This is a genomic window from Geothrix limicola, assembly GCF_030268085.1.
GTDB lineage: Bacteria > Acidobacteriota > Holophagae > Holophagales > Holophagaceae > Geothrix > Geothrix limicola.
The window spans coordinates 267,321-283,535 of the sequence record NZ_BSDE01000001.1 but is presented as its reverse complement, the minus strand read 5'-3'; the positions used below and the strand labels follow the sequence as shown (position 1 = coordinate 283,535).

The window sequence follows — 16,215 nt, the reverse complement described above, 5'->3', positions numbered from 1 at the left end:
CAGCCGCCCTAGAATTTGAGAAGCCGACCCGCCTGGCCGTTATGAGAAAGTAACGGAGGCTAGGCATGATCGACCTTCATTCCATCAAGGTCCGGCTGCTTCTCACGACCTCGCTCGTGCTGCTGGTGACCTTGGGGGTCAGTTCCTTCGTCTACCTGACCAGCACCAGCGACTTCGTCAACAAGCGCATCGAAACCTCCGAGATGCCCGCCATCCTCGGGTCCATCCGCCATGAGGTGGAGCAGCAGATCGCGGGCCCATTGGCCGTATCCCGTTCCGTCGTGAGCAACCCCTTCCTCATGGATTGGGCGGGCGGGGGGGAGTCCGCCGGCGGACTGGCCATCTGGAAACGCTACGGCGAGGAGATGATGCGGCTCAACGCCGCCGATTCCATCACCTTCATCCCCATGGAGACGGGGCACTACTACAGCCAGGTCGGCCTGTTGAAGACCATGAAGCGGGGCAATGCCGACAGCGGCTGGCTGTACGGGTTCCTGGACCGGGGCGCGGATTTTGAACTGAACGCCGATGCCGACGAGCACAAACCCACCGAGATGATGCTCTACATCAACGCCCGTGGCCGAGACGCCAAGGGGCGCCTCTTCGTCGGCGGCCTGGGGCTCAGCGCCAACCGACTCGCCGAGCAGATCCGCAAGGTGCAGGTGGGCCAGAGCGGCCAGGCCATGCTGGTGCGCAAGGACGGCACTTTTCTCGTACACCGGGACAGTGCCCTCATCGCCAAGAAGAAGCTGGAGGATCTTCCCGGCCTGAAAGCCGCGGCTCCCGGACTTCTGAAGGAGACCGATTTCAATTTCGATCGCTATCCCGCTGCCGATGGCACGCGGCTGGTGGCCTCCTCCTTCATTCCTTCGCTCAAGAGTTTCGTCATCGTGGAACTGCCCGAATCCGAGGTTCTCGGTCCGGTCCACGCCATGCTTGCCAAACTCGGACTCGTCATGGCGTGCATGCTGGTCCTTGCCCTGGCCGTCATGGTGTGGATCGCGGGAAGCATCGCCAACCCCATCGGTGCCATTGCGGCCTCGCTGGAAAGGATGTCCGAGGGCGACCTGGCCCTCGACGTGTCTGTCACGGCCCAGGGCGGTGAACTGAAGGTGCTCCAGACCGCCATGACCCGCATGGTCTCCAAGCTGGCCGAGACCATCGGCCAGGTGTCGGCCAACGCCGGAAAGCTGGTGGACGCCTCGGACCAGCTCAGCACCACGGCCCAGTCCCTCAGCCAGGGTGCCAGCGAGCAGGCCGCCAGCGTCGAGGAGACCAGCGCCGCCATGGAGGAGATGAGCGCCTCCATCGCCCAGAACAACGAGAATGCCAAGGTCACGGGCGGCCTCGCCACGCGCACCTCCACCGAAACCGTGGCGGGCGGACGCGTCGTGATGGAAACCGTGGGAGCCATGAAACAGATCGCCCAGAAGATCGCCATCATCGATGAGATCGCCTACCAGACCAACCTGCTGGCCCTCAACGCCGCCATCGAGGCGGGACGGGCCGGTGAACATGGAAGGGGCTTCGCCGTCGTGGCCGCCGAGGTGCGCAAGCTGGCGGAGCGCAGCCAGGTGGCGGCCGAGGAAATCAGCCAGCTTGCCAAGGGCAGCGTGGTCCTCGCCGAAAAGGCCGGAACGTTGCTGGAGACCATCGTGCCCTCCATCCAGAAGACCTCGGACCTGGTACAGGAGATCTCGGCCGCCTCCGAAGAACAGAACACCGGCGTCAACCAGATCAGCCAGGCCATCACCCAGATCAGCCAGGCCATCCAGCACACGGCCGCGTCGTCGGAAGAGCTGGCCTCCACCGCCAGCGAACTGAGCGCCCAGGCCCAGGAACTGCAGACGACCATGACCTTCTTCCAGCTGCCCTCAGAACTCACGCGCCCTTCGACCCGGAGCCCCCGTCGCGCTTCCGCTTCCAGGCCACGGTTCTAGCCCCGCCTTCCCTTCCCCGACGCTGTTTCAAGCCACCCCCTCCGGAGCGATTCATGAACACACTCCCCATCAAGGCCCTGGCCCTCGTCCTCGCCGCGCTTCCCCTCGCCGCCGCCGACTGGAGCGACACCTGGGCCGGTTGGCGGTACGGCACCCAGTTCCGCGAACCCGGCCTGGCGGGAACCATCGAGAAGAACATCTTCCAGCTGACCCACGTGAGCGGATGGGAATACGGCACCAACTTCTTCAACGTGGACATGCTCTTTTCCAGCAACCAGGATCCGGCCCAGAACAGCAACGCCCCCAACTTCGGGGCCGGCCAGCCGGGCAACGGCGTGACGGGCACCAACGAGGTCTACGTCGTCTACCACTCCGCCTTCAATCTCAGCAAGGTGTTCAAGACCAGCCTCGCCGCGGGCCCCATCCGCGACATCTCGCTGACGGCGGGGCTGGAATTCAACGCCAAGGCCAACACCTTCGGCTCCCGGAAACGCTTCATCTCCTTCGGCCCCACGGTGAACTTCGCCGTGCCCAAGGGTTTCCTGGACGTGGGCATCTGGGCCTGCCATGAGCAGAATTTCAACGGTGTCGTAATGAAGCCCGTGGACTTCAAAACGACCTTCGAGATTTCGGCCGCCTGGGGCATCCCCTTCTCCGTGGGCCCGGTGGACGCGGAGTTCAAGGGTTTCGCCAACTACCTCGGCACCAAGGGCAAGGATGGCTTCGGCGTCGAGACCAAACCCGAAACCCTGTCGGACATCGCCCTCATGTTCGACATCAGCTCGGTGTTCGGCCGCAAGCCCAAGGCCGTCTACCTGGGTGCCGGCTTCGAATACTGGAACAACAAGTTCGGCGGCGAGAACAACACGGCTCCGGCCAGCACCCCCTGGCTGAACAACCAGCGCGTCACCGCCCCCATGGTGCAGCTGGAAATCCACTTCTGAGGCCGCTGTAGGATTCACCACGGAGACACGGAGGACGCGGAAAAGACAGGGAGAAAAACCTGTTTCTTTCTCCGTGACTTCTCGTGCGCTCCGTGCCTCCGTGGTGGATCTTTTCGAGCGATCGCGGGGCGGATTCACCGCTCCAGCACCTCGGGGATCTCGCTCAGGGACAGCACCCGTTCGGCCGCCCCCATGCGGATGGCCTCCTTGGGCATGCCGAACACGACGCAGGATTCCTCGTCCTGGGCAAAGGTCCGGGCCCCGGCCTCCCGCATCTCCAGCAGGCCCCGGGCGCCGTCGTCGCCCATGCCCGTCATGATCACGCCCTTGGCGTTGGCCCCGGCCGAATTGGCCACCGAGCGGAAGAGCACGTCGACGGAAGGGCAGTGCCGGTTCACGGGCGGGGCACCGATGACATCCACGTGGTACTGGGCGCCGCTGCGCTTGACCACCAGGTGCTTGCCGCCGGGCGCAATGAGGGCGAGGCCGGGCATGATGCGGTCCCCGGTCTTCGCCTCGCGCACACGGATCTCGCAGAGGTTGTCCAGGCGTTCGGCGAAGGCCGCCGTGAACCGCTCGGGCATGTGCTGCACCACCACCAGGCCCGGGCAGGTCCTCGGCAGGGCCGACAGCACGTACTCGAGGGCCTGGGTTCCGCCCGTGGAGGTGCCGATGGCGGAGAAGCGGTCCGTGGTGACGGCCATGGCGCCCGTGGAAGCCGCGAGCACCGCATCGGCCGAAAGCTTGGCGGTGGGCTTGTGCAGGGCCAGGCGCGGGATCCTGGAGACCCGGGCTGCCCCGGCGGCGCGCACCGAGGCCACCAGCTCCTGCGCCGCCTCCTGAAGGAAGCTCTTCACGCCCATGGTGGGTTTGGTGAAGATGGCAAAGGCTCCCGCGCCCAGGGCCTGCATGGTGGTTTCCGCCCCCTTTTCCGTAAGGGAGGAACAGATGATCACCGGCGTGGGGTGCTCGACCATGATCTTTTTCAGGAAGGTGATGCCATCCATGCGGGGCATCTCGATGTCGAGCAGGATCACGTCCGGCCACTGCTTCTGCATCCGGTCCATGGCGAAGATGGGATCCATCGCGTGGCCGATCACCTCGATGTCCGGCGCCTTGTTCATGAGCTCCGCCAGAACCTGGCGGACGACGGCGGAGTCGTCGACGATCAGGACCTTGATGGGCTGGGGTCGATTCATCGGCGCTCCATCAGGTCCGGATTGAGGCCGACGCCGTGCTGCACCTGGACCCGCCCCGTCAGGATCTCGAAGGTGACCTTTCGGCGCATCTCGCCCGCCACGTCTTCCTCGGCCAGACTGAACCCGAAGGCCTTGAGCAGACGCCGTCCTGCGGCGATGTTCTGTTCACCGATGAGGGTTTCCTTCTGGGGGAACTGCATGGGAAACATATTGCCACCCCCGAACATGCGGATTTCCATATCATCGGCCCGCAGCCCCATGTCGATAAACCGGCCCGCGATGGCCGGGAGCGTCTCCTCCGCGTAGCAGCCGAGGCTGCTGTGCTCGTTGTTACTGGGCCGGGTGGGAAGGATGTAGTGGCACATGGCCCCGAATTTCCACCGGGGCACCCAGAACGTGATGGCGACGCAGGAGCCCAGCAGGGTCTGGAGGACCGTGCCGCCCTCGCCGAACGCGTAGTCGCCCGGATTCAGGGTGATGAGCTTGACGGAGGACTCAGGGGACACGGTACACCGTGGGCTGGATGGCCTGGAACCGGTCCGTGAGACCGGTCAGGGTTTCCGAATGGCCGATCAGTAGCAGCCCGCCGGGCTTCATCCGGCTGGCGATGGCCTCCACCACCATGCGCTTTTCGGAGGGCGCGAAGTAGATCAGGACGTTGCGCAGGAACACCACGTCGAAGAGCCCGAGGTTGGGCAGCGGCCGGCAGAGGTTGGCCTGGCTGAACCCCACCCTGGACCGGAGTTTGCGGTCGATGAGGAACATGCCCTCGTAATGCCCATGGCCCTTCAGGCAGTAGCGGCTCAGCAGCTCCTTCGGGATCGTCGTGCTGCGTTCGATGGGATAGACGGCTTTCCGGGCCCGTTCCAACACGCGCGTACTGATGTCCGTGCCGTGGACTTCCCACTCGGCCTGGCCCAGGGTTTCGGCCAGGGTCATGGCGATGGTGTAGGCCTCTTCGCCGGAGGAGGCTGCGGCGCTCCACACGCGGAAGGGCAGCGGTACCGGGCGCAGGCTGCGGATATGGTCGCGCAGGACCGTGAAGTGGATCGGTTCGCGGAAGAAGGAAGTCTCGTTGGTGGTGATGAGGTCGATGGCCGCCTGCAGCTCATCGCCTTCTTCGGGGTCCGTGATGATCCGGTAGTATTCGCTGAAGGTCCGGGCCTTCCGGTGACGGAGCCGGGAGCCCAAACGGGAGACGACGAGAGCCTTCTTCAGATCCGAGAGCGTGATGCCCGTGGCGGTTTTCACGAGGGTCTGGAATCTCATGAACTCGACATCCGAGATGTCCAGCACCAGCCCCGAGGAAGGGCCCGTTTTCGAAGCGGCGTCGGTGGGCATCAGAAGGTGGGTTCCTGTGGGGTATCCGGCCAGGGCCGTGCGGGTTCAATGGGGCTTGGTGGAGGCTCTGGCGGCGCCGTGGGGATGCATGCGTTCAGCCCTGGGCCCCTAGAAACGGGAAAAGTTGCGTTCGTCGACCGGGTCCTCGGGTGAAGGCCTGGAACGGACGGAAGGGGTCACGCCCAGCCCCTTCCTTTGGGCGCTGCGGCGGGCCGGGGCCTTCGAAGGCTCGTTGGCCAGGGTGAAGAACTCCATCATGCCCATGAGCTCCTCCGCCTGGGCGCTCACCTCTTCGGAGGAGGAAGCCAGTTCTTCTGCTGCTGCGGCATTCTGCTGTACGGCTTGGCTGATCTGGGAGAGGGCCCCGTTGATCTGGCCCACGCCGCCGTTCTGCTCGCCCGAGGCCGCCGCGATCTCCTGCACCAGATCCGAGGTCTTCTGGATGGAGGGCACGATGGTTTCCAGCAGAGTGCCGGCCCGCTCCGCGAGCCCCACGCTGCCCTTGGCCAATTGGCTGATCTCTTCGGCGGCCACCTGGCTGCGCTCGGCCAGTTTGCGCACTTCGGCCGCCACCACTGCGAAGCCCTTGCCGTGCTCGCCGGCCCGACCCGCTTCGATGGCCGCATTGAGAGCCAGCAGGTTCGTCTGGTACGCGATGTCATCGATGATGGCAATCTTCTGCGCGATCTGATGCATGGCCGCCACGGTCTCCTTCACCGCCGCCCCGCCCGTGGTGGCATCCCCGGCCGACTTGGTGGCGATATCGCCGGTGACCTTGGCATTCTCATTGTTCTGCGCGATGGAAGCGCTCATCTCTTCCATGGCCGCGCTGGTCTCCTCCACGCTGGCCGCCTGCTGGGACGCCCCCTGGCTGAGGGACTGGGCCGTGGAGCTGAGCTGTTCCGAGGCCCCAAGGAGATTGCTCGCCGCATCCCGCACCTGAGCAATGGTGGAGGCAAGCTTTTCATTGGTTTCGTTGCAGGCATCCTTAAGCTGGCCAAAGGCACCGCGATACTCGGCCCGGATCCGCTCCCTGAGATCTCCCTGGGCCATGGCGCCAAGCGTACGCTCAACATCACTCAGTCCCCTGTGGCAGGTCTCGGTAAGTTGGTTGAGACCCACACCCAGGTCGTGGATGTATCCCTTTTTCCCGGTGACATCGATGGACTGGCCAAAATCACCCCGCCCGGCCGCCTCCACGATCCTCTTCGTATCCCCGACCACTGCAGTAAGCGATTCGATCATGGTTTTGATGGCCGCCACCATGCTGGTGGTATCCCCGTCGGCGAGAACCACCTCCACAGACAGGTCCCCCTCAGCCACCCGCCGGGCGATGCGAGAGGCATCCCCAGGCTCGCCCCCCACCTGCTTCTTGATGACGCCGGTGACCAAGAGTCCCAGGCCGATGGCCAGGAGCACGCCTAGGACCATGGCCACCTCCATCTGCCGGGTGGCCGCAGCGGCGATCTTGGCGTTGTTTTCGGAAATGGTTTTAGCCGCTTCCACATTCTCCCGGATCATTTTGTCGATGAGTTCATTGAGTTCGGTGGTGATCTTAGAGACGTTGGTGCTGAAGGAAATGGCCAAGGCCTCGCTGACCTTTCCCGCCTCCGCGGCCTTAACCAGGGGCAGGGCCACTTCCCGATCGTACTGGTCCACGAGTTCTTTAAGGCGGGTGAGGTTCGACCTTTCCGTGAGCGTCTTCGCCTGTGAAGTGTAGGCAGTCACGGCCTCTTCCATCAGTTTCCAGTGGGTTCGGTATCTCACCGTGACGGCTCCCAGCTTCTCCTTGTCCGAGGCCGAGACCGTCTTGCTCAGGTAGTTCCGAACCAGCTGGAAGTTCCCATTGATGGCGTCCAGGTTCTTCATGGGAGCCGCCGCATCTTCGTACATCGCCTTGTCGCTGGCGGCCAGCTTTTCCAGGTTCTGGATGGCGATGCCCCCAACGACCCCAGCAATGAGCGCCACCAGAATGAAGGCCGTGATGAGCTGGGTGGCCAGTTTCAAATTCCTGAACCAGTCCATGTTATCTCCTGTAAGAGTGCCTCTGATTTAGCGTTAGCATTCTCTACCTTCAGCCACTTGCAGGAACCTCGCGGCCACCAGCCAGTGCCGCCATCTCCTGAATGGAGAGGACGTGCTGAACATCCAGGAGGATGACGAAGCGGCCGTTGACCTTGCCGACGCCGCTGATGAATTCGGTGCGGATGTCATGCCCGAAGGAAGGCGCCGGATCGATCTCGGACGGGGCGATTTCCAGCACTTCGTTCACGCTGTCGACCATGATCCCGATAACCGAAGTGCCATCGGTGCTGGGAACTTCCAGGATCACAACGCAGGTGCGCCGGGCCACTTCGGTACCATTGCGGCCCAGGCGGACGCCCAGGTCGATGACCGGCACCACCGAACCCCGGAGGTTGATGACACCCCGGATGAAGACGGGCATGAGCGGCACTTCCGTGAGACCGCCGTACTGGATCACCTCCCGCACGGAACGGATGTCCATGGCGAAGGTCTCTCCGCCGCTGGAGAAGGCCAGGTACTGGATGCGGACCTCCGAGGCCGGCGTACGCCCGGAACCTCGAAGTGCGTGGCTGGGAGCTTTGATGAGTTCGTCCATGGCGACCCCCTAGAACCGGGTGAATTCGCGCTCGTCCACCTCGTCGCCAGGCAGGTGCTTTTGCCGTGCGGCGGGTGAGGAGGAACGCATCTTGGCCGGGGCGGACCGGCGTTGGGCCGAGGCCTTCACCGGCTCGTTGGCCAGGGTGAAGAACTCCATCATGCTCATGAGCTCTTCGGCCTGGGCGCTGACCTCTTCCGAGGAGGAGGCCAGTTCCTCGGCGGCGGCGGCATTCTGCTGCACGGCCTGGCTGATCTGAGAGAGGGCACCGTTGATCTGGCCCACCCCCCCGGTCTGCTCTCCGGAGGCCGCCGCGATTTCCTGCACCAGGTCCGAGGTCTTGTGAATGGAGGGAACGATGGTCTCCAGCAGCGTTCCGGCCCGCTCTGCAAGCCCCACGCTGCCCTTGGCCAGTTGGCTGATTTCTTCCGCCGCCACCTGGCTGCGCTCGGCCAGCTTCCGCACCTCGGCCGCCACCACCGCAAAGCCCTTTCCGTGCTCGCCGGCCCGGCCCGCCTCGATGGCCGCGTTGAGCGCCAGCAGGTTGGTCTGGTAGGCGATGTCATCGATGATGGCGATCTTCTGCGCGATCTGGTGCATGGCCGCCACGGTTTCCTTTACGGCGCCGCCGCCCGTCGAGGCATCTCCGGCGGACTTGGTGGCGATGTCGCCCGTGACCTTGGCGTTCTCGTTGTTCTGCGCGATGGAGGCGCTCATCTCCTCCATGGCCGCGCTCGTCTGCTCCACGCTGGCCGCTTGTTCCGAGGCACCCTGGCTGAGGGACTGGGCCGTGGAGCTCAACTGTTCGGAGGCGCCCACGAGGTTGCCGGAGGCTTCCCGCACCTGGCCCATAATCTCGCCCAGCTTGGCCACCACCGCCTTGATGGACGCAATCATGCTGTGGGTGTCGCCTTCAGCGGAGTGGATGTCGACGGCGAGGTTGCCCGAGGCCACCTGTCCCAGGATTTCCACGGCGTACTTTGGTTCGCCGCCCACCTGCTGTTTGATGACGCGCGTGACGAAGAGGCCCAGTCCGGCGGCGAGGGCCATACCCAGGGCGATGGTGATGAGCATCTGCCGATCGGAAGCGTTGGCGGTGGCGGTATTTTTGTCCGAGGTTTCCTTGGCCGCCTTTACATTTGATTCCACCACCTTGTCGAGGAACTCGGTGAGAGCGAGGGCCGGCTTGCGAAGGTCATTTTCGATATAGACAAGGGCCTCTTTGTCCTTCCCGGCCAGCTTCAGTTCCAGGACCCGCGCCTGGGCCTTGTCGAAGGCTTCAAGGTCAGCCTTCATTTTCTTCCAGTTGGCCTCGTCCTCGGCATCGATGAAGGTCTTGGCATACCCTTCGAGGTTCTTCTGGATTCCCTTCATCAGATCCACACTGCGCTCCATGGCCTTGATCGCTTCTTCCTTGGTGGGCGATACGGCTGTCCGGTAGTCGGCCACGCGCATACGGTTGAAGTTACCCACGATGACGGCCATCTGACCTAGGGGCACGGTGGTCTTCTCGTAGAGGAAGGTGTCCGCGTCATTAATGTTGTGGATGTTCCGGTAGGCCACAAGGCCGACGAACCCGGCGATGAAGGCCACCACGAGGAAGGCGGAGATGAGTTGGGTGCCGAGCTTGAGGTTCCTGAACCAGTTCATGGGATCTCCTTGAATAGCGGTTCGCTCAATTGACCGTGCTCGAGAGGGTGGGACGTCGATTCGCGGTGGCCACCAGCTGGATGAGCTGGGGCACGTCGAGGATGAGGGCGACTTCGCCGGAACCAAGGATGGTGGACCCCCCGATGCCTCGGATCTGGCGGAAGAGCTCGCCCAGGGGCTTGATCACGGTCTGGAACTCACCCAGCAGGCGGTCCACCACGATGCCCGCGCGGGTCTCGCCGTAACGCACAACCACCACCTGCTCGCGGGGGGGCAGCGCGCCATGGACCCCGAAGATCTCCCGCAGGCGGATGAAGGGCAGCACCTCGCCGCGGAGGTTCACCAGATGATTCTCGGCGGATTCCAGGAAGGGCCCAAGGTCCACACATTCCTGCACCAGCTCGAGCGGCAGCACGTACGATCCCGCCCCAACGCCAACCCGGAAGCCATCGATGATGGCCAGCGTCAGCGGCAGGCGGATGCGGAAGGTGGTGCCGGCGCTTTCGTAGGATTCGATCTCGATGGACCCGCGCAGATCGTCGATGTTGCGGCGCACCACGTCCATGCCCACGCCGCGTCCCGAGATGTCGGTGACGGCCGCGGCGGTCGAGAAGCCGGGCTCGAAGATGAGCTGCCAGACCTCCTGATCGCTCAACACCTCACCCTCGCGGATCAGGCCCTTCTCCTTGGCCTTGGCGAGGATGCGCTCGCGGTTCAGGCCGCCGCCATCGTCGCTGACTTCGATGACGATGCTGCCCGCCTCGTGGGTCGCGGCCAGCGTGAGGGAGCCGGTGTCCACCTTGCCCCGGGCCCGGCGCACCTCCACGGGCTCGATGCCGTGGTCGATGGCGTTGCGGACGATGTGCATCAGCGGATCGCTGAGCTTCTCCACGATGGACTTGTCGAGTTCCGTGTCGCCGCCCCGGATCTCCAGTTCGATGGCCTTGCCGGTCTCGCGCGATACGTCCCGCACCACCCGCCTGAACCGGTTGAAGGTCTCCCCGATCTGCACCATGCGCAGGCTCAGGGCGTTGTCGCGAATCTCCTCCACCAGCTTGTTGATGATGGCCGTGGATTCGATGAGGGCCGGCTCCTTGGTGGCCGCGGCCAGCACGTGGGCCGAGGCGCCCGCGATCACGATCTCGCCCACCAGGTCCACCAGACGGTCCAGCTTGTCGGCCTGCACCTTCACGACCTTGCTCTCGATCCCCTGGCGATCCGCGGGACGGCGCTGCTTGTCCAACGCCGCAGCCACGACCGCGGGCGGAACCGACTGCTCATCCATCAGGATCTCGCCCAGGCGCCGCTGCATGCTGCCGGGCGTGGTCAGCTCCTTGCCCTGGATCTGCAGGGCCTCCCGCAGGTCATCCCTCGAGATGCACCCGCATTTGACGAGGATGTCCCCCAGCAGGTCGCCGCTATCGCCGGCCTCCTGGATGAGGGCCACGTACTCACGGATCTTGGCGTGGGGCGGGATGAGGCGGATGACACTCTCCTCCCGCACGAATTCGAACACCTCCTCGAGGGTCTTCCGGTCGGCGGCGGTGTCGAGTTCGATTTCCAGCCCCAGGTAGCATTCTTCGGGGTTGAAGGCATCGCCTTCGGGCAGATGGATGAGGCTGAACAGGTGGCTGATGGTGCCCAGGGTGCCCAGGTACCGCAGACAGGCCAGAGGGTCCATGCCGTCCTGCATGACCTGGCGACCGAAGCGGATGGAGAGGTGCCAGCAGTCCGCACCATTGCCGCCGCCCAGCGCGGGGGCGCCTGCCGTTTCCGCCACCGGCGCGTCCACCCGCACGACTTCAAAGGCCGCCACCTCCTTGCCTTCCAGCAGAGGCACGAGTCCTTCCAGCAGCTGCCGACCGTGTGGATCCAGATCCGGCGAACCCTCGGGCTGGGAGGCCAGATCATTCACCATGCCCGCCAGGTGGTCATGGCATTCCAGCAGGTGGCTGATGGAGGCCCGATTCAGGGACACCTCGTGATTGCGCACGCGATCCAGCACCGTCTCCAGCGTGTGGGCGAAACGGACGATGCCCTCCAGGCCGAACAGTCCGGCGCTGCCCTTGATCGTATGCACGGCCCGGAAGATGGCGTTGATGGATTCTCCGGGATCGGCCTGGTCCTCGAAGGCGAGGAGAGCGGATTCCATGGAGGCCAGCAATTCCAAGGCTTCCTGGATGAAGGTCTGCTTGGCGAGATCCATGTCCATGGGAAATCCTCAGGAATGAGGCGGGGCGATGAGGATGGGGTCGCCCAGGGTGCCGGCCAGGTTGAGCAGGTCGAGCACCTCCACCACGGCGGGGCTGTGGAAGGCGAAGGGAATGCTGCGGCCGCGCAGCGCGGCCTCCTGCTTGATCCAGAGAAGCACCTGCACGCCGGCCGTATCGATCTCGTCCACCCCGCTGAGATCGACTTCGGGCGCCGCGTGGACTTCGAGGGCGTCCGAGAATTCCTTGCGTGCCTGGACCGCCGTGTAGATGGTCAGCGCCCCCACCAGTTTGATGAGGACCTTGCCTTTCTGTTGGGTGCTCTCGAAGGTGAGCATAGGGGCCTCGTGGGAATCCCCGGTCAGGGGAGGATCAGCTTGGAAACAGCGACCAGCATCTGCTCGGGGCGGAAGGGCTTCACCACCCACGCCTTGGCGCCGGCGGCCTGGCCCTCCTTCTTCTTGTCCTCGCCCGCCTCGGTGGTGAGCATGATGATCGGCGTGAACTTGTAGCGGGCATCCTCCTTGGCCGCCTTCAGGAAGCTGATGCCGTCCATGTTCGGCATGTTCACGTCGCAGATCATGAGATGGATCTTGCGACCGTCGAGCTTCGTGAGCGCGTCCCGGCCGTCGACCGCTTCGATCACGTCGTAGCCCGCGTTGGTCAGCGTGATGTTCACCACCTGCCGCAGGCTGGTGGAATCGTCGATGATGAGGATCGTCTTGGCCATGGGCTCACTCAAAAGAAGGTGATGTCCGAATCCTCGTCGGCCTTGGCCGCCGAGGTTCCCCGGTGGAGGTGCTTCTCCTCCGCCGTGGTGTAGGTCGTCTCCAGGTTCCGGAGCCAGACGTCGATCTCCGCCTTGCCCATCACCACGCTGTCCCGGGCCTCGAACTTCTGCATGTCCCGGATGATGTTGCGGAGGATCTGGCAGACCCGGTCCTGAAACTGCAGTTGGAAGAGTGTCTCCTGGATCTCGGTATTGACGTTGGCGTTCACGGATTCGAGACGAGAGGCCGCGGATTCCAGTTCACCGGAGGCCGAGCTGAAATCGGACACCACGCCCAGGATGGTCGCCTCCGCATCCTGGATGAGCGAGGACTGCCGCGCCTCGAAGGCCTCGACCGCCTCCAGCGTCTTGCGGAGGGACTGGTCCATCCACTGGATCTTTTCGGTGATCAGCTGTCCCGCCCGGCCGGAGCGTTCCGACAGCTTGCGGACCTCCTCGGCCACCACGGCAAAGCCCTTGCCGTGCTCACGGGCATGGGCGGCCTCGATGGCCGCGTTCAGGGCCAGCAGGTTGGTCTGATCCGCGATGGCCGTGACTTCCACGGACATCTGCTGGAGTTCCTCGGTGAACCCCGCCAGTTCGCCCACCTTGGAGATCAGTTCGACCTGTTCGGCCAGGGTCGTATGCAGGGAGTCGACGATGACCTGGAGGCGGGTCTGGTTGCCCGTGATGACGGTCGACAGGCTGTTCTCGCCCTTCAGGGCCACACCACCGGCGCTTTCCAGCAGCAGCCGCTGCATCCCGGAAAAGCGGGTGGTCAGGTCGGTCACGGCCTCTTCGGTCTGATCGTGCACGGACTGGGTCTGGCGGCGCCAGACCGGAACCACGGCGAAGGAAAGGGGATCTTCCGTGGCCGGCGAGGTGGAGTGATGGGCCAAGGGGGTGGGCTGGGCCAGAACCTCGCCGGCCCCAGAACGGTCGTCCGCTCCGGTCCGGCCGAGGACCCAGGCCCCCGCCGCTGCGCAGAGCAGGCCCCATACCCAGCCGGCCGCGCCGCCTTTCGCGGCCAGCACGGGGCCGAAGAACAAGATGGCGAGGAGGAGCCCTCCGAGGGGGGTCCACAAGTGGTTGGACTTCCATTGGCCAGACAAGGAGCCCTCTTGGGATGATGTGCCTCCCTCTTTCGTCCAAGTCCGGAACAAGAATGATTTTTGATGGATCGGGTCCCGGCCCGGCCAGCCCCCCCCGAACCAGGTCCGCCCCAAAGGACTCCGACCGGGCCCAGCAGCGCCAGAGCTTCAGGCCGAAGTCCTGTCAGGGCGGCCCGGTCGTCGCCGGGGGTTGGATAAATCAGCTCCATTTCCCGCCCCAATAGACCGTTCAGAGGCAGAAACTTCGATTTGAGGCGGGTTTCCCCTTATCATGCACAGTCATCGTGATGCACGTCACGCCTGCCCGGAGAGGCCCCCGGTACCCTGAACCGTGGCCCCGATCCCCGCGCGGGCTGACGACGACCTTTTGGGAGGCCCTGTGAACGCCTTGCTCGAAACCCTCGAACCGAAGACCTTCTGGTCCTACTTCCTCGAGCTCTCGAAGATCCCCCGCGGTTCGAAGAACGAGGCCGCCGCCGCGGACTGGGTGGCCGACCAGGCCAAGGCCCTGGGTTGCGAGGTCGAGCGCGATGCCGTCGGCAACGTGATCATCCGGAAGAAGGCCACGCCCGGCAAGGAAGGCCACCCCACCGTCTGCCTCCAGGCCCATGTGGACATGGTCTGCGAGAAGAACGAAGGCACCGACCACGACTTCACCCGCGATCCCATCCAGGTCTGGCGCGATGGCGACCTCCTCCGCGCCAAGGGCACGACCCTCGGCGCCGACAACGGCATCGGCGTCGCCGCCGCCATGGCAGTGCTCTCCAGCGAGGAGATCGCCCACGGCCCCATCGAAGTGCTGATCACCATCGACGAGGAGACGGGCCTCACCGGCGCCAACGGCCTGCAGCCCGGCCGCCTCCAGGCCAAATTCCTGCTCAACCTCGACAGCGAGGAGGAGGGCTTCCTCACCATCGGCTGCGCCGGCGGCGAGGACACCATCGCCACCCGCAAGCTCACCCGCGTCGCGGCCCCTGCGGGCAGCCGCGCCTTCCGCCTGAAGGTGTTCGGCCTCAAGGGCGGCCACTCCGGCATCGATATCAACGGCCACCGCGGAAACGCCATCCGCATCCTGGCCCAGGTGCTCGGCGCCCTGAACCCGGCCTTCGGCTTCGGCCTGGCGGGCATCAAGGGTGGCAACAAGCGCAACGCCATCCCCCGCGAAGCCTCGGCCACCCTCCTGCTGGACCCCGCCAAGGAAGCCGCCTTCCGCGAGGCCCTGGCCACCCATGAGGCCCACTGGCGCGCCGCCCTCGGCGCCCACGATCCGGGCCTGCACTTCGCCCTTGAGACGAGCGAAGCCAACCAGGTCATGTCCGAGGCCGACGCCACGGCCCTGATGCGCCTGCTGCTCGCCCTGCCCCACGGCGTCGAGGCCATGAGCCCCGACATCCCGGGCCTGGTGCAGACCTCCACGAACATGGGTGTGATCGACACCCGCGAAGACGAAGTGGAAGTGAACCTGCTCACCCGCAGCTCCATCAACGCCTCGCGCACCGCCCTCTCCGAGCGCATCGCGGCCACCTGCGCCCTGGGCGGCTTCGAGTCCTACGTCACCGGCGGCTACCCCGGCTGGAAGCCCGAGCCCAAGGCCTCCCTCGTCCAGATCGTCAACGACACCAACCAGAAGCTCTTCGGCAAGCCGCTGGAGATCATGGCCATCCACGCCGGCCTGGAGTGCGGTCTCATCGGCGAGAAGTACACCAGCATGGAGATGGTCTCCTTCGGTCCCAACATGTGGGATGTCCACACCCCCGACGAGCACGTCAGCGTGCCCTCCGCCGCCAATTTCTGGAAGCTGCTGGTGGCCGTCCTCGAGGCCGTGTAGCCCCCCTCATACCGGCCCTTGGCGCAGGCCAGGGGCCGTGGTAGCCTTGTTGTTTCCGCGGTTTCGCGGAGCCATGGAGAGTTGTCCGAGTGGTTTAAGGAGCACGCCTGGAAAGTGTGTGTAGGTCAAAAGCTTACCGGGGGTTCGAATCCCCCACTCTCCGCCAGATCGAAGCCGCCGCAAGGCGGCTTCTTTCGTAAGTGGGAAGGGTGGGGGAATTCGACATCACAGAAAGGCTCGAGGAAACGCCGCAGCTTGGCGGTCCCGGAGGGAAGTCCCCAGTCCTTCGTCACGAATCCGGGATCTCAGCCTTCCAGGTCGAGCCTGTGGATCAAGGGCTGTTCGGTGGATCCGGCATGGTGAAGGTCGCCGTGTTCGCCGTAGGTTTCCGGCGGCTCGCATTCGGGCGGACGAACCGGAGGGGGGACCCTGCGCCCATCCAGGGTTTCCTGCCTCTGTTCGCGGCGCTGGGCGGCCAACCCGGCCGGGACCAGGCGCCGGCGCAGTGGCCGCCAGACCCGCCGGGGAATCCGTACCGGGCGCAGAGCCCGGACTCGCCGTACCGCCCGGACCGGTGGCACATCCTTCTCATCGAATCTCGT

13 protein-coding genes and 1 tRNA gene are annotated in these 16,215 nt (G+C 64.8%); 4 read left to right on the top strand and 10 right to left on the bottom strand.

Going from position 1 to position 16,215, the window contains the following annotated elements; genetic code table 11:
* Positions 1-65: 65 nt before the first annotated feature.
* Positions 66-1,940 (top strand): methyl-accepting chemotaxis protein, encoded by a 1,875-nt coding sequence (locus tag QSJ34_RS01190; RefSeq protein WP_285569210.1) that lies wholly within the window; start codon positions 66-68, stop codon positions 1,938-1,940.
* A 53-nt stretch (positions 1,941-1,993) separates the two neighbouring features.
* Positions 1,994-2,884, top strand: a complete 891-nt coding sequence (locus QSJ34_RS01185) for a hypothetical protein (RefSeq protein WP_285569207.1) — start codon at positions 1,994-1,996, stop codon at positions 2,882-2,884.
* A gap of 134 nt (positions 2,885-3,018) precedes the next feature.
* On the opposite strand, the gene QSJ34_RS01180 is transcribed toward QSJ34_RS01185, so the two are convergent.
* From QSJ34_RS01180 to QSJ34_RS01135, 10 genes are all read right to left on the bottom strand, one after another.
* On the bottom strand, positions 3,019-4,083 hold the full coding sequence (locus QSJ34_RS01180; RefSeq protein ID WP_285569204.1) for a protein-glutamate methylesterase/protein-glutamine glutaminase: 1,065 nt from the start codon (positions 4,081-4,083) through the stop codon (positions 3,019-3,021).
* Positions 4,080-4,589, bottom strand: a complete 510-nt coding sequence (locus QSJ34_RS01175; RefSeq protein WP_285569202.1) for a chemotaxis protein CheD — start codon at positions 4,587-4,589, stop codon at positions 4,080-4,082. The genes QSJ34_RS01180 and QSJ34_RS01175 overlap by 4 nt, the downstream gene beginning before the upstream one ends.
* Positions 4,579-5,424, bottom strand: a complete 846-nt coding sequence (locus QSJ34_RS01170) for a CheR family methyltransferase (RefSeq protein ID WP_285569200.1) — start codon at positions 5,422-5,424, stop codon at positions 4,579-4,581. Before QSJ34_RS01170 ends, QSJ34_RS01175 begins: the two co-directional genes overlap by 11 nt.
* A 108-nt stretch (positions 5,425-5,532) precedes the next feature.
* Positions 5,533-7,449: a HAMP domain-containing methyl-accepting chemotaxis protein gene (locus tag QSJ34_RS01165; RefSeq protein ID WP_285569198.1), complete on the bottom strand. Its 1,917-nt coding sequence runs from the start codon at positions 7,447-7,449 to the stop codon at positions 5,533-5,535.
* Between the two features lie 49 nt (positions 7,450-7,498).
* Positions 7,499-8,044, bottom strand: coding sequence for a chemotaxis protein CheW (locus QSJ34_RS01160; RefSeq protein WP_285569196.1), 546 nt, complete (start codon positions 8,042-8,044; stop codon positions 7,499-7,501).
* 9 nt (positions 8,045-8,053) lie between these two features.
* The gene (locus tag QSJ34_RS01155) at positions 8,054-9,694 is read right to left on the bottom strand and encodes a methyl-accepting chemotaxis protein (protein ID WP_285569194.1); all 1,641 of its coding nucleotides are present in this window, start codon (positions 9,692-9,694) and stop codon (positions 8,054-8,056) included.
* Between the two features lie 25 nt (positions 9,695-9,719).
* Positions 9,720-11,906, bottom strand: a complete 2,187-nt coding sequence (locus QSJ34_RS01150; RefSeq protein ID WP_285569189.1) for a chemotaxis protein CheA — start codon at positions 11,904-11,906, stop codon at positions 9,720-9,722.
* A gap of 9 nt (positions 11,907-11,915) precedes the next feature.
* Positions 11,916-12,242 carry an STAS domain-containing protein gene (locus QSJ34_RS01145; protein ID WP_285569188.1) on the bottom strand — a complete coding sequence of 109 codons (327 nt, stop codon included), beginning with the start codon at positions 12,240-12,242 and terminating at the stop codon, positions 11,916-11,918.
* 23 nt (positions 12,243-12,265) lie between these two features.
* On the bottom strand, positions 12,266-12,634 hold the full coding sequence (locus QSJ34_RS01140) for a response regulator (protein WP_285569178.1): 369 nt from the start codon (positions 12,632-12,634) through the stop codon (positions 12,266-12,268).
* Positions 12,635-12,642: 8 nt separating this feature from the next.
* Entirely contained in the window at positions 12,643-13,758 is a 1,116-nt protein-coding gene (locus tag QSJ34_RS01135) for a methyl-accepting chemotaxis protein (protein WP_285569177.1), read from the bottom strand.
* A gap of 406 nt (positions 13,759-14,164) precedes the next feature.
* On the opposite strand from QSJ34_RS01135, the gene QSJ34_RS01130 reads away from it, so the two are divergent.
* Together QSJ34_RS01130 and QSJ34_RS01125 are read left to right on the top strand one after the other, a co-directional pair.
* Positions 14,165-15,613: an aminoacyl-histidine dipeptidase gene (locus tag QSJ34_RS01130; protein WP_285569174.1), complete on the top strand. Its 1,449-nt coding sequence runs from the start codon at positions 14,165-14,167 to the stop codon at positions 15,611-15,613.
* 75 nt (positions 15,614-15,688) lie between these two features.
* A tRNA-Ser gene (locus QSJ34_RS01125) sits at positions 15,689-15,779 on the top strand.
* Positions 15,780-16,215: the final 436 nt, after the last annotated feature.

Bases quoted from the DNA above. Each gene is read 5' to 3' on its own strand.
- QSJ34_RS01140 (WP_285569178.1), bottom strand. From the start codon at position 12,634: ATGGCCAAGACGATCCTCATCATCGACGATTCCACCAGCCTGCGGCAG.
- QSJ34_RS01190 (WP_285569210.1), top strand. From the start codon at position 66: ATGATCGACCTTCATTCCATCAAGGTCCGGCTGCTTCTCACGACCTCG.
- QSJ34_RS01170 (WP_285569200.1), bottom strand. From the start codon at position 5,424: ATGCCCACCGACGCCGCTTCGAAAACGGGCCCTTCCTCGGGGCTGGTG.
- QSJ34_RS01150 (WP_285569189.1), bottom strand. From the start codon at position 11,906: ATGGACATGGATCTCGCCAAGCAGACCTTCATCCAGGAAGCCTTGGAA.
- QSJ34_RS01160 (WP_285569196.1), bottom strand. From the start codon at position 8,044: ATGGACGAACTCATCAAAGCTCCCAGCCACGCACTTCGAGGTTCCGGG.
- QSJ34_RS01165 (WP_285569198.1), bottom strand. From the start codon at position 7,449: ATGGACTGGTTCAGGAATTTGAAACTGGCCACCCAGCTCATCACGGCC.
- QSJ34_RS01180 (WP_285569204.1), bottom strand. From the start codon at position 4,083: ATGAATCGACCCCAGCCCATCAAGGTCCTGATCGTCGACGACTCCGCC.
- QSJ34_RS01185 (WP_285569207.1), top strand. From the start codon at position 1,994: ATGAACACACTCCCCATCAAGGCCCTGGCCCTCGTCCTCGCCGCGCTT.
- QSJ34_RS01155 (WP_285569194.1), bottom strand. From the start codon at position 9,694: ATGAACTGGTTCAGGAACCTCAAGCTCGGCACCCAACTCATCTCCGCC.
- QSJ34_RS01145 (WP_285569188.1), bottom strand. From the start codon at position 12,242: ATGCTCACCTTCGAGAGCACCCAACAGAAAGGCAAGGTCCTCATCAAA.